The organism is Stenotrophomonas sp. STEN038, assembly GCF_056759895.1.
In genome coordinates, this window is sequence record NZ_JBRRDW010000084.1 from 1 (window position 1) to 11,597 (window position 11,597).

General features: G+C 62.4%; 7 protein-coding genes. 5 read left to right on the forward strand and 2 right to left on the reverse strand.

Translation table 11 applies throughout. From position 1 onward, the window contains the following. Positions 1 to 169: 169 nt before the first annotated feature. Together ACVOLS_RS20570 and ACVOLS_RS20575 are read right to left on the reverse strand one after the other, a co-directional pair. Positions 170 to 1,570 carry a sigma-54-dependent transcriptional regulator gene (locus tag ACVOLS_RS20570; RefSeq protein WP_481547168.1) on the reverse strand — a complete coding sequence of 467 codons (1,401 nt, stop codon included), beginning with the start codon at positions 1,568 to 1,570 and terminating at the stop codon, positions 170 to 172. Between the two features lie 58 nt (positions 1,571 to 1,628). Continuing rightward, on the reverse strand, positions 1,629 to 3,254 hold the full coding sequence (locus tag ACVOLS_RS20575) for a sensor histidine kinase (protein WP_481547169.1): 1,626 nt from the start codon (positions 3,252 to 3,254) through the stop codon (positions 1,629 to 1,631). 261 nt (positions 3,255 to 3,515) lie between these two features. Between ACVOLS_RS20575 and sucC the strand changes: the two genes are divergently transcribed. From sucC to ACVOLS_RS20600, 5 genes are all read left to right on the forward strand, one after another. Beyond that, positions 3,516 to 4,685, forward strand: coding sequence for an ADP-forming succinate--CoA ligase subunit beta (sucC, locus tag ACVOLS_RS20580; protein ID WP_057629765.1), 1,170 nt, complete (start codon positions 3,516 to 3,518; stop codon positions 4,683 to 4,685). A 21-nt stretch (positions 4,686 to 4,706) separates the two neighbouring features. After that, a complete protein-coding gene (gene sucD / locus ACVOLS_RS20585) occupies positions 4,707 to 5,582 on the forward strand; it encodes a succinate--CoA ligase subunit alpha (RefSeq protein WP_481509135.1) in 876 nt (291 codons plus the stop codon). Positions 5,583 to 6,125: 543 nt separating this feature from the next. Then, positions 6,126 to 6,506: an endonuclease domain-containing protein gene (locus ACVOLS_RS20590; RefSeq protein WP_481547170.1), complete on the forward strand. Its 381-nt coding sequence runs from the start codon at positions 6,126 to 6,128 to the stop codon at positions 6,504 to 6,506. Position 6,507: 1 nt separating this feature from the next. Next, positions 6,508 to 8,145, forward strand: coding sequence for an NAD+ synthase (locus tag ACVOLS_RS20595; RefSeq protein ID WP_481547171.1), 1,638 nt, complete (start codon positions 6,508 to 6,510; stop codon positions 8,143 to 8,145). A gap of 508 nt (positions 8,146 to 8,653) precedes the next feature. Then, positions 8,654 to 11,263: a TonB-dependent receptor gene (locus ACVOLS_RS20600; protein ID WP_481547172.1), complete on the forward strand. Its 2,610-nt coding sequence runs from the start codon at positions 8,654 to 8,656 to the stop codon at positions 11,261 to 11,263. The last annotated feature ends 334 nt before the right edge of the window (positions 11,264 to 11,597 follow it).

The following is an 11,597-nucleotide window of genomic DNA, read 5'->3' on the forward strand; positions in this document are numbered from 1 at the left end:
CCGCCCCGGTGCGCGCCTCCTCCCTTCCCCCCGCCCCCCGCCCTTGCCCGCGCCCGCCCCCCCCCCCCCCCCCCCCCCCGCCCCCCCCCCCCCCCCCCCCCCCCCCCCCACTACAGGTGCCGCCCCGAGCCGGGCACGGCTCGGCTCTACCTGGCTTTCCGGGGCTTGCTTACTCCATGCCCAGCTTTTTCAGCTTGTAGCGAAGGGCACGGAAGGTGATGCCGAGCTGGGCAGCGGTCTTGGTCTTGTTCCAGCGATTTTCTTCCAATGCCTTCTGGATCACCGTGCGCTCCATCTGCTCGATGTAGGAGGGCAGGGCAGCGCTGGCCGGGTCGATGTCGACAACGGCTTCCTGGGGGGCGGCAGCAGGAGCCGGTGGCTCGCTGCTGGGAACGCGTGGCGTTGCGCTTTGCGGCTGCGGCAAGCGCAGGTCGCTGGCATCGATGCGGTCACCATCGGCCAGGGCCAGCGAGCGCTCGAGGATGTTCTCCAGTTCGCGGACGTTGCCGGGAAAGGAGTAGGCATCCAGTGCTTCCAGTGCCGAAGCTGCCAGTTGTGGTGGCTTCTGGCCTTGCTGCTGTGCCAGCCGGTTCAAGATGGTGTTGGCCAGCTGCGGCAGGTCACCGCGGCGTTCGCGTAGCGGCGGCACCCGCAATTCAATGACGTTGATGCGGTAGTACAGGTCGTGGCGGAAGCGCCCGTCCTGCACCAGGGTGCCAAGGTCTTTGTGGGTGGCCGAGAGGATGCGCACGTCCACGGTGACTTCAGTGGCTGCACCTACCGGGCGCACCGATTTTTCCTGGATCGCACGCAGCAGCTTGACCTGCATCTGCAGGGGCAGCTCGGCCACTTCATCCAGGAACAAGGTGCCGCCACTGGCTGCCTGGAACAGGCCCGGCTTGTCGGCGTGGGCGCCGGTGAAGCTGCCTTTGCGATGGCCGAAGAACTCGCTTTCCATCAGCTCGCTGGGGATGGCGCCGCAGTTGACCGGGATGAAGGGGCCGGCCGCGCGCGCGCCCTGATCGTGGATGGTACGGGCCACCAGTTCCTTGCCGACGCCCGATTCGCCCAGGATGTAGACCGGTGCCTGGCTGCGTGCAACTTTGCTGATGGTTGCGCGCAGCTCGTCCATTGCCGGCGAACTGCCGAGCAGGCGAGTGGCGTTCTCCGGCGGTGGCGGGCTGCTGGGGCGGGCTTCGTTGTTCAGCTCGATGGCATGCCGGACCAGACCGCGCAGCACATTGATGTCCACCGGCTTGCTGACGAAGTCGAAGGCGCCGGCTTTCAGGGCTTCCACCGCCAGGTCCATGCTGCCGAAGGCGGTGATCATCGCCACGGGAGTGGAGGGATGGTCGCGGTTGATCTCGGTGACCAGCTCGATGCCATTGCCGTCGGGCAGGCGCATGTCGGTCAGGCACAGGTCGAAATGGTTGCTGGCCAGCAGTTCCCGGGCCTCGGCGAGGTTGGCGGCGGTACTGATCCGTAAGCCCATCCGGCCAAGGGTAAGGACCAGCAGCTCGCGGATGTCGCGTTCGTCATCGACGATCAGGGCGCTATGTGTTGCGTTCATGAATGGAACGATAGCCGAGGTGGAGGTATGTCTACAAACGATTGCATCCAAAAACCGCTCATTGGCGCTCGCCGCGGGCGAACGCGGTTTTCGGGATGCTCAGGGTCAGCCGGAAGCAGGCACCCCCAGCGGGAATTGACACATAGTCCAACTGGGCCTGATTGGCTCGGCAAAGCTCGCGGGCGATGTAGAGGCCCAAGCCGGTGCCGTGTTCGGAGGTGGTGTAGAACGGCCGGAACAGCTGGCTGGCGATGGCATCAGGAATGCCCGGGCCGCGGTCCATGATGTCGATGACCGCGTTGCGCTCGGCCGAGGCGACGCGGATGCGGATCCGTGCCGGTTCGTCGGCTATCCGACCATATTTGAGGGCGTTGTGGACCAAGGCCGTCAGTACCTGGTGCAGGTGCCGGGGGTCCATCATTGCTATCACCGACGGCTCGCGGATCACCGCTTCCAGGCTGTCGTTCTCCAGCGACAGGGTCTGCCGGTACTCGATCACGAAGCGGCGGACGAAGGCGGCCAGGTCAAGATTCTCGGGATTTGCCCGTTCGCGTCGGGCCAGCGCCAGCACGCTCTCGACGATGCCATTGGTGCGCTGGCATTGCTGATGGATGATCTGCAGCAGGCGCCGATCGGCCTCACCTATGTCCTCGGACTCCTCCAGCAGCTGGGTGGCATAGTTGATGGCCGCCAGCGGGTTGCGGATCTCATGGGCCAGGCTGGCGGAGAAGCGGCCAAGGGTGGACAAGGTCAGCGATTCGGCCCGGCGTGAGACCACCGTGGTGTCGTCCAGGAAGATCAGCGACATGTCGCTGTCGGCCAGCAGGCGGGCAAAGCGCGGCAATACTTCGGCCTGCTCCGGGGCCAGCTGCAGCGGTTGCTCGTCCTCATGCCAGCCATTGCGCCAGCGTTGCAGGCGCCGCGCCAGTTCAGGCGATGCGATGTTCAGAGCGACACGCTCGGTGGCCAGTGCGCCCTCCATGTCACCGAGCAGGGCGGTCGCCGCCTCGTTGGCCAGGGTGATCTGACCATTGGTGTCCACCACCAGTACGCCGGTGCGCATGCGGCGGATGATCAATTCGTTGACTTCGAACAGGTTGGCTACTTCGGCGCCGCGTTGATCCGCCAACTGCTGCGTGCGACGGGTGCGGCTGCCGATCTGGTAGGCGATGAAGGCCAGTGCAAGATAGCTGGTGACGAACATCGCCAGCTCGGCCAGCGTACGCAGGTTGTCGCTGCCTTCGAACGCCTGCCACACGTATTCGGTGACGCTCGCTCCAGCGGCCAACATCGCCAGCAGCATCGCCCGCGACAGCGGCAGCAGCAGGGCGGCCGCGGCGATGTTGAACAGCAGCGACATCGAGATGCCGGCACTGGCGCCGGGCAGGGCATGGCTCAGCAGGGTGGCTGCGGTGATGTCGACCAGCAGGCTGCCGAACACGATCGGTTGCAACCAGCGCTCGTTGCGGCCCCAGGCCAGTAGTGCGAGGGCTATCAGCAGATAGAGGATGGTGACGGTTTCGGCCAACCGCAGCTGGTGCGCCTCACCTGCGAACGGGGTCAGCGGGCTGAAGACCAGCGCGGCCAGCAGGGTGGCGATCAGCACCCGGTACAGGGCGAAGAAATACAGCTCGCGACGCGGTATCGATTCGATGCGGTCGATGAGCGAGGTGCTGGGGGCCAAGCCGGAACTCCTATCCAAGCGTTAACCCACCAAGTATAGGTGCGCACGGGCTGCTGCACGACACGCGCGCGGCGTCCCCTATTCAGAGGCAAGTTGCTGAAAAATCGCCAGAAAACATGCCGGACTTGGCCATTTGTACAGACTTCTTTGCGCCCCGGCGCTGGCTCGGCCACAATAGTGGGCCCGCCGCAGTCCTTGCCGGCGCCCCCAAGCCGGGGCCCGAGGAGATGCGTGCGGTCGTTCCTATTCCCACGGTGACGCATGAATTTCCACGAGTACCAGTCAAAACAACTGCTTGCCGAATACGGCATCCCGGTCCCGGCCGGCAAGGTCGCTGCGACCCCGGACGAGGCTGTAGCTGCTGCCCAGTCGCTGGGCCAGGGCCCCTGGATGGTCAAGGCTCAGATCCACGCTGGCGGCCGCGGCAAGGCTGGCGGCGTCAAGTTCTGCAAGACCACCGACGACGTCAAGGCCGCTGCGGCCAAGATGCTCGGCACCAAGATGGCCACCTACCAGACCGCAGGCGTCGAGCTGCCGGTCAACCTGGTGCTGGTGACCACCGCCGGTGAGATCGTCAAGGAGCTGTACCTGTCGGTGCTGGTTGACCGTGGCACCAAGACCATCACCTACATCGCTTCTTCGGAAGGCGGCGTGGAGATCGAGCAGGTTGCTGCCGAGACCCCGGAACTGATCCACTCGCTCAACGTCGATTTCGTTGAAGGCGTGCAGGGTTACCACGGCCGTGATTTTGGCTTCAAGCTGGGCCTGACCGCCAAGCAGGCTGGCCAGTTCGCCAGCATCATGGTCAACCTGTACCGCCTGTTCAACGAAAAGGACCTGGCGCTGGTTGAAATCAACCCGCTGGCCATCCTGGACGACGGCAACCTGTACGCGCTGGACGGCAAGTTCGACAGCGACGACAACGCCGCGTTCCGTCAGAAGGCGCTGGTCGCCATGCGCGACAAGACCCAGGAAGACCCGACCGAAGTGATCGCTTCGGAGCTGGACATCAACTACGTCACCATGGACGGCAACATCGGCTGCATGGTCAACGGCGCAGGCCTGGCCATGGCCACCATGGACGTCATCAAGCTCAATGGCGGCGAGCCGGCGAACTTCCTGGACGTGGGCGGCGGTGCCAACAAGCAGCGCGTCATTGAAGCCTTCAAGCTGATCCTGTCCTCGGACAAGGTCGAAGGCATCTTCGTCAACATCTTCGGCGGCATCGTCCGCTGCGACATGATTGCCGAAGGCATCATCGCCGCCGTGAAGGAAGTTGGCGTCAAGGTTCCGGTGGTGGTGCGCCTGGAAGGCACCAACGTGGAAGAAGGCAAGCAGCTGCTGCGTGACAGCGGCATGGCCATCATCCCGGCTGACAACATCAACGATGGCGCCAAGAAGATCGTTGAAGCTGTCAAGAACGCCGCCTGATCCGACACCGAAGGAAATCCAATGTCAGTTTTGATCAACAAGAACACCAAGGTGATCGTGCAGGGCTTTACCGGCCAGCAGGGCACCTTCCACGCCACTCAGATGATCGAGTACGGCACCCAGGTTGTCGGCGGCGTGACCCCGGGCAAGGGCGGCACCACCCACATCGACCTGCCGGTGTTCAACACCGTGGCCGATGCCGTGCAGAGCACCGGCGCAAATGCCTCGGTCATCTACGTGCCGCCGCCGTACGCGGCTGACGCGATCCTGGAAGCCGCTGCTGCCGGCATCAAGGTCATCGTCTGCATCACCGAAGGCATCCCGGTGCTGGACATGCTGCGCGTCAAGAACGTGCTGACCCGTTCGCATCCGGACACCGTGCTGATCGGGCCGAACTGCCCCGGCGTGATCACCCCGGGCGAGTGCAAGATCGGCATCATGCCGGGCCACATCCACATGCCGGGCAAGATCGGCATCGTGTCGCGTTCGGGCACCCTGACCTATGAAGCGGTCAAGCAGACCACGGAAGTGGGCCTGGGCCAGTCGACCTGCATCGGTATCGGCGGCGACCCGATCAACGGCCTGAACTTCGTTGACTGCCTGAAGCTGTTCAACGAAGACCCGCAGACCGAAGGCATCATCATGGTTGGCGAAATCGGCGGCGACGCTGAAGAAGCCGGTGCGGAGTACATCAAGCAGTTCGTGAAGAAGCCGGTTGTCGGCTTCATCGCTGGCGCATCAGCTCCGGCCGGCAAGCGCATGGGTCACGCTGGTGCGATCGCATCGGGCGGCAAGGGCACGGCTGAGGGCAAGTTCGCAGCGATGGAAGCTGCTGGCGTTGTCACCGTCCGTTCGCCGGGCGACCTGGGCGCTGCCATCGCGAAGCTGGTCAAGTAAGACTGCGCTTCAGTGATTTGAGAGAGGCCACCTTCGGGTGGCCTTTCTTGTTTTTGGGGTTGGGGAAAAGCCAAGAACAAAAGCAACGTCTAAGAGCCTGCCCTCACCCCTACCCCTCTCCCGCAGGCGGGAGAGGGGACAGCCAGAGCCAAAGCCAAAGCCAAAGCTAAAGCCAGAGCTAAAGCCAGAGCCAGAGCCGCGGTCAGGGCTCAAGCCACGGCCAGAGTTGAAGTCCATGTCGACGTTAGATCATTGGCTAAAGCTCTTCTTTTGCACTGGCTGTAGCTTTGGCTGTGGCTTGGGCTCTGGCTTTGGCTCTGGCTCTGGTTCTAGCTCTGGCAGTTGCTTTCCCCTCTCCCGCCTGCGGGAGAGGGGTAGGGGTGAGGGGAAGCTTTGGCTTCTTGCCGTTAGCCTCTCCTATCGCTATCTGTCACCTCGAAGGCAGCGCCCCAAAAGCCCAAAATCGTTATATCCAAAAGCGCGCTTTCCCTGATTTCAACCGTCGCCTTGCCAGGTAATCGTCTCCCTGCAAAGGAGGCAACCATGCGCAAAGGCAGCAAAACCAACAGCGCCCGAGCCCTGCGTCGGCGCATGACCGATGCCGAGCTGCGCATCTGGTACTTCCTCAGAGGTCGTCATCTGGTCGGCTTCAAGTTCCGGCGGCAACACCCCATCGGTCCCTATGTCGTGGATTTCGTCTGCCTGGAGCAGAAACTGGTCATCGAACTCGACGGCGGCCAGCATGCCTCCGACCCCAATGACCTGCGCCGGGACGCCTTCCTGCAGCGCAATGGCTTCCGCGTGCTGCGGTTCTGGAATAATGAAGCCCTGAGCCATGCCGCTGCGGTCTGCGAAAGCATCTTGCGTGCGGCATCGGTAACACCAAGCCCCCGCAGGGTGCGGGGCCAAGCAGAAGGTTGTTGATATGTCCGAATCGCTACGCATCGCCCTGGCCCAGTTCGATTTCCCGGTCGGGGACGTGGACGGTAACGCGAGCCGCATCATCGAGCTGATGCAGGAGGCGCGTGACGAATACGGTGCCGATGTGGTGCTGTTCCCGGAATTGGCCATCAGCGGCTATCCGCCCGAAGACCTGCTGATGCGCCCAGGTTTCCTGAGCAGTTGCGAGCAGGCGTTGGCGCGGGTCGCCGCCGAGGTGCAGGGCATTGTCGCCGTGGTCGGTTGGCCGCAGAGCGCCGGTGCGGTGGTCTACAACGCTGCCAGTGTGCTGCGCGATGGTGCCGTCGACACCACCTACCGCAAGCGCGAACTGCCCAACTACGCCGTGTTCGACGAACGCCGCTACTTCGACGTCGATCCGGACGGTGGCAACTGCGTGTTCGAGGTCAACGGGGTAAAGCTGGGTCTGGTGATCTGTGAAGACTTGTGGTTCCCCGAACCGCTGGCCGCCACCGTCAAAGCGGGGGCCGAACTGGTGCTGGTACCCAACGCCTCGCCATACGAGCGTGGCAAGCACGCCCAGCGCGATGCGCTGTTGGCCGAGCGCAGCCGCGAGACCGGCGTGGCCATCGCCTATGTCAATACCGTCGGCGGTCAGGATGCAGTGGTGTTTGATGGCGCCTCGGTCGTAGCCGATGGCGATGGCACCGTGCATCCGGCTGCCGTGGCTTTCACCGAAGAGATGCTGGTGGTCGAATACAACGCCGCCGCGCGCAGCTTCATGCCGTTGCGGTGGATCGATGATGGCGATGAAAGCATGGACGCCTTGGCTTGGCGCGCGGTTACCCGCGGCATCCAGGATTACTGCGGCAAGAACGGTTTCAGCAAGGTGTGGCTGGGCTTGTCCGGTGGTATCGACTCGGCCTTGGTGTTGGCGATGGCGGTCGATGCGCTGGGCGCGGACAACGTCACCGCGGTCAGCATGCCGTCGCGCTACACCGCCGATCTGTCAAATGATCTGGCGGTGGAGCAGTGCCGCGCGCTGGGCGTGAAGCTGGAGACGGTGCCGATCGAACCGGCATTCCAGGGTTTGATGCAATCGTTGTCGACCATGTTCGAAGGGCAGGCGGCCGATGTCACCGAAGAGAACCTGCAGTCGCGTAGTCGCGGTGTGATTCTGATGGCGCTGAGCAACAAGTTCGGCGGCCTGGTGCTCACGACCGGTAACAAGAGCGAATATGCGGTGGGTTACGCCACCATCTACGGCGACATGTGCGGTGGCTATGCGCCGCTGAAGGACCTGTACAAGACGGAAGTCTACGGCCTGTCCAAGTGGCGAAATACGGTGGGCGGTGCGCCGGTGATTCCGCCTGCGGTGATTAGCCGCGCGCCCTCGGCCGAGTTGCGTGACAACCAGACCGACCAGGACTCATTGCCAGCCTACGACGTGCTCGATGGCATCCTGTACCGCTACATCGATCAGGAACAGTCGCGCGAAGACATCGTTGCTGCCGGTTACGCGCCGGAGGTGGTGGACCGGGTGCTGAAGCTGGTGCGGATCAGCGAATGGAAGCGCCATCAGGCTGCGCCGGGACCGAAGGTGTCGCGGCGTGCTTTTGGCCGCGAGCGCCGCTATCCCATCACCAATGGCTATCGCGGCTGATCGTCCGGCCACCGGCAGGTGTGAACGGAAGGGGCCAACAGGCCCCTTCTGTCTGTTCTGCATTGGGACTGTGACCTCCCAGGCTGCGTTTGGTGTGCGCTTCCCCCGCTGCGGATGTGGTGGACCATGTCAGGTGGGGTTGGATGGCGCCTGATGTGTTGCGATCCAGCAATCTCTGCACGAAATAAAGTCGGTTTTAGACAAATTCTCAACATATTGGAGATGCAGGATGGAGCCACAAGAAAACACCGGTTCATCTCTCTCTCCTTGCCACTGCCCTGTCAGTGGCATTTTTTATGCGCGCATGCGGCGCACATGACGCGTTTGATGCAGGCTGACAAGGCATGACAAGAATCGCCGTGCCTGCTGCCACGCAGCGAAAAACAGCGGCGAAATTCGATCGTTAATTTTCCGTCAGGCCGATGCGGTTGGTGTCATCCAGCGCAGCGTCCCAGTAACGGTTCTGAGCGATCAGGACGTGTCCTTCTTCATCTGGAACACGCGAACAATGAAAAAGAATAAATTGAACCCCGGTCTGCACCGGGGCGCCCTGGTAATTGCCATTGGCCTGTCCATCAGCGGAACTACGCTGGCGCAGGAAACTCAAGGGAACGGCAACGCCACCACCTTGGACCGTATCGAGATCACCGGTTCGCGCATCAAGCGTGCAGACGTGGAAGGTGCATTGCCGATTACCGTGATCGGCCGCGAGGACATCGAAGTAAGTGGAAAGGCCACCGTGGCCGACATCCTGCAGAGTTCCAGTTTCAATTCGTTCGGCTCGTTCGTGCCTAGCTCGGGAAGTTCGGCGCAATCGTTTGCCGGCTTGAGCCTGCGCGGGTTGGGCGAAGGCCGCACCCTGATCCTGATCGATGGTCGCCGTGCAGCGGTGTCGCCGTTGACCGGTGAAGGCCAGGACCTGAGCTCGATTCCGGCAGCAGCGGTGGAGCGCATCGAGGTACTGACCGACGGTGCTTCAGCGATCTACGGCGCCGACGCCATTGGCGGCGTGGTCAACGTGATCACCCGCAAGAACTACGAGGGGTTCCAGGTCAGCGCCGGTATCACCGACAACAAATACGGTGGCGATGCATCGGAAGGCTCGGTGCTGTTTGGCGCCGCAGGTGAGCGCGGCTCGGTGATGGGCGGTATCTCCTATACCAACCAGAAGATCAGCTTCGTGCGCGACTACCCCTGGTCCGACACGGTGGCTGGCTCCTCGTACTCCAACAACTACCTCAACGTGCTGACGGCCGCCGATGGCAGCACCATTCCCGGCTCCAACCTGTACACCAACAATAGTTCGGTGGTGCCGGGCGGCTGCTCGGGCACCAATTTCTATGAGAGCACCAGCAGCTCGGGCCGTACCAGCTGCCTGTACAACTATGTCGGCGACATGGCCGATACCGCCAGCATCAAGAACAAGAACCTGTTCCTGCGCAGCGAATACAGCATCGACGATGTCTGGACTGTCAACGCCGATATCTACGTCAACCGCAAGAACAGCGACAGCGTCTACGCGCCGGTGCCAGAGAGCATCTTCGTCAGCGCCGACAGCCCGAACAACACCACCGGCCAGGATGCTTACATCAAGCACCGGTTCGCTGCCTTGGGTAATCGCTTTACCTATACCGACGAGAACAGCCACGACGTCAACCTCAGCCTGCATGGCCAGCTGACCGACAGCACTGCGGTTGATTTCGGCGTGCGCAGCAATGAGTCGCGCGCAACCATCACCGGCTACAACTACGTGAACATTCCGGTGGCGGAGAAATATTTCGAATCGGGCGAGTACAACGTATTTGATCCGTACTCCAACTCGGCTGCGGTGCTTGATGCCATCGCCACCACCATCAACCGCAATACCTATTACAAACAGCAGGAGTTCAACGCGCAGTTGACCACCGATCTGTTCGAGTTGCCCGGCGGCGTATCGGCACTGGCGGTCGGCGGCGAGTACAGCAAGCACGACTACTCGGACATCTATGACCAGCAGTCTGCTGCCGGCAATGTTGGTGGTTCCTCGGGCAACTCAGCCTGGGGTGATCGCACGCTGAGTTCGGCCTACGCCGAATGGAGCCTGCCGATCTTCAACAACTTCTCGGCGGACGTGGCGCTGCGTTACGACCATTACTCCGACTTCGGCGACGCAACCTCGCCCAAGCTGTCGTTGCGCTACCAGCCGTTGCAGAACCTGACCTTCCGCACCTCTTACGGTGAGGGCTTCCGCGCACCGACCTTGCAGGCGCTGAACCAGCAGACTGCGTTCTCAGCTGACACGGTGACCGATGAAGCCACCGCGCTGGCTTATGGCTTGGCTGCTTCCAGCTCCATCCAGATCAACGGCTACCACGTCGCCAATCCGGATCTGAAGGCTGAGACCTCCAAGCAGTTCAGCTTCGGCGTGGTGTATGACCCGTTCTCCTGGGCCAATGTCACCGTGGACTACTGGAATACCAAGATCGAGAACCAGATCAAGTGGTACTCCGCGCAGACGGTGATCAACCGCACCGAGCTGGGCCAGTTCCTGCCGGAGAACCTGTCGGTGGTGCGCAACACCGACGGCTCCATCCAGTCGGTGTACGCGGGCTACGGCAATGAAGGCCTGGTCAAGACCGATGGTGTGGACCTCAACATCCGTACCCAGTTCGACTTTGACAACTGGGGCAAGCTGACGTCGTCGCTGCAGGGTTCCTGGACCCACAGCTACAAGGTCGACAGCCGCTACGGCTCGGACGAATACGTGGGCACCAGCGGTTATCCGGAATGGCGAGCCAACCTCAACACGCGCTGGGAGCGGGGCGATTGGAGCGTGGCCTGGACCATGAACATGATCGGCTACGAGCCGGGCTACTACGTGGACTACTACCAGGGCGATTACAGCTGCTCGGAGCTGAAGGCCGAGGGTTACGTTAAGCGTTGTGGCGGGGCGTACATCACCCATGACCTGCAGTTCGCTTACAACACCCCGTGGAAGGCGAGCATCTCGCTGGGCGTGCGCAACCTGACCAACAAGGCGCCGGTGTACGACGTGGCGTACTCGCCGACCAACTTCAACAACTATCTGTACAACGGTTACGGTCGGCAGTTGTATATGCGGTACACGCAGAGCTTCTGAGTTTTAGGTGGTTTGTTTGATGTCGGGCGGCCCTGGAGACGGGGCCGCTTTTTGTTTTGGCGTACTGCCAGTGCGCGCGGTCTGCGAGCCCCTCTCCCGCTTGCGGGGTGAGAGGAGCAGCTTGCGAACCACTGGTTCGCTGCTCCTCGAACGCACTTGCGCCAGCGCAAGGACCGGGGCGCGGAGCGGGGAGGGCAGGGCGAGGCCGAAATGGTGAAACGAGGCAACGATCGCCGAGGTTCCAAAGCCCAAAGCCCAAAGCCCAAAGCCCACAAGCAACAGCCCCCCAACCCACCCCCAGAGACCACAGCAAAAAGGGCAGCCACCGGACCCC